At 69.7% G+C, this 1,599-nt stretch carries 2 protein-coding genes; both read right to left on the minus strand.

Annotated elements, in window-relative coordinates; genetic code table 11:
* Positions 1 to 143: 143 nt before the first annotated feature.
* Positions 144 to 860, minus strand: a complete 717-nt coding sequence (gene rplA, locus AB0B97_RS17195) for a 50S ribosomal protein L1 (protein ID WP_234583444.1) — start codon at positions 858 to 860, stop codon at positions 144 to 146.
* Positions 861 to 938: 78 nt separating this feature from the next.
* Positions 939 to 1,370 carry a 50S ribosomal protein L11 gene (rplK, locus tag AB0B97_RS17200; protein WP_007465329.1) on the minus strand — a complete coding sequence of 144 codons (432 nt, stop codon included), beginning with the start codon at positions 1,368 to 1,370 and terminating at the stop codon, positions 939 to 941.
* Positions 1,371 to 1,599 lie beyond the last annotated feature (229 nt).

Raw genomic sequence — 1,599 nt, forward strand, 5'->3', positions numbered from 1 at the left:
GCCCGCCACCACCCCGGCACCCGGCGCTTTCACCCCCACCCCCTTCTCCCCCCGCGCTTTGCGCGCGCGTTACCCCCCCCCCCGCGGCCGGGGGGCCCGGCCCCGATCGTGGCGGCGCCCCGGTACGAGCGAGCTTTGTCGGCTCAGGCCTCGGCCTGGTCCTCACGGAGGTTCTTCACCAGGTTCGGGTCGACCGGAACACCCGGGCCCATGGTGGTGGTGAGGATGACCTTGCGGAGGTACTTGCCCTTGGCCGCGGACGGCTTGGCACGCAGCACCTCGTCGAGCACCGCCGCGTAGTTGTCCACCAGCTGGGTCTCCGTGAAGGAGGCCTTGCCGATGATCAGGTGCAGGTTGGAGTGCTTGTCCACCCGGAAGGTGATCTTGCCGCCCTTGATGTCCTGCACCGCCTTGGTGACGTCCATGGTCACCGTGCCGGTCTTCGGGTTCGGCATGAGACCGCGCGGGCCCAGGATCCGCGCGATCCGGCCGATCTTGGCCATCTGGTCCGGCGTGGCGATCGCCGCGTCGAAGTCGAGCCAACCACCCTGGATGCGGGCGACCAGCTCGTCGGTGCCCACCTCGTCCGCACCCGCCGCGGCGGCCTCTTCGGCCTTCGCGCCACCGGCGAACACGATCACGCGGGCGGTCTTACCGGTGCCGTGCGGCAGGTTGACCGTGCCGCGGACCATCTGGTCCGCCTTGCGGGGGTCGACGCCGAGGCGCATGGCGACCTCGACCGTGGCGTCGAACTTGACGTTGGTGGTCTCCTTGGCCAGCTTCACGGCCTCGGAGGGGGTGTAGAGCTTCGACCGGTCGATGACGTCGGCGGCCTTGCGGTAGCTCTTGCTGCGCTGCATTGCTGATTACTCCTGTGGTCTCTGGCGGGCCGCTCGGCGCGGGCCCTCCCACGGTCGGGTCGTCGGCGAGGCCGAACGTCAGTCGCTGACGGTGATGCCCATCGACCGGGCGGTGCCGGCGATGATCTTCTCGGCCTGGTCCAGGTCGTTGGCGTTGAGGTCGGCCATCTTCTTCTCGGCGATCTCACGCAGCTGGGCGCGGCTCACCGAGCCGACCTTCTCGGCCTGCGGGACGCCCGAGCCCTTCTGCACACCGGCGGCCTTGATCAGCAGCCGGGCGGCAGGCGGGGTCTTCAGCACGAAGCTGAAGGACCGGTCCTCGAACACGCTGATCTCGGCGGGGACGATGTCGCCCCGCTGGGACTCAGTCTGCGCGTTGTAGGACTTGCAGAACTCCATGATGTTCACGCCGTGCTGGCCGAGCGCGGGGCCGACCGGCGGCGCCGGCGTGGCCTGGCCCGCCGGCAGCTGAAGCGTGAACGTCTTGACGAGCTTCTTCTTCGGAGGCATGTCACTTCCTGGGGCTTGGAGCTGGGAAAATGCGGCCGTCGCCGCCCTCGGGCGCGCACGGTCAGCGCGGTGCGACAGCGGCGACGTTCAAGAGTAGCGCAGGCCGCAGCCCGCTCGTCCGCCGAGGTCGAGCGGGAGGGCGTACGCCGACGACCGCCGCGCGGCCGCCCCCCCGCACGCACCACCTACAAACGATGACACAGGGGGTAAAGTTGGGGGAAAACAGCGA

Source organism: Micromonospora sp. NPDC049004 (assembly GCF_040649315.1).
Lineage (GTDB): Bacteria > Actinomycetota > Actinomycetes > Mycobacteriales > Micromonosporaceae > Micromonospora.

Coding starts and splice junctions, on each gene's coding strand:
- rplA (WP_234583444.1), bottom strand. CDS start 860: ATGCAGCGCAGCAAGAGCTACCGCAAGGCCGCCGACGTCATCGACCGG.
- rplK (WP_007465329.1), bottom strand. CDS start 1,370: ATGCCTCCGAAGAAGAAGCTCGTCAAGACGTTCACGCTTCAGCTGCCG.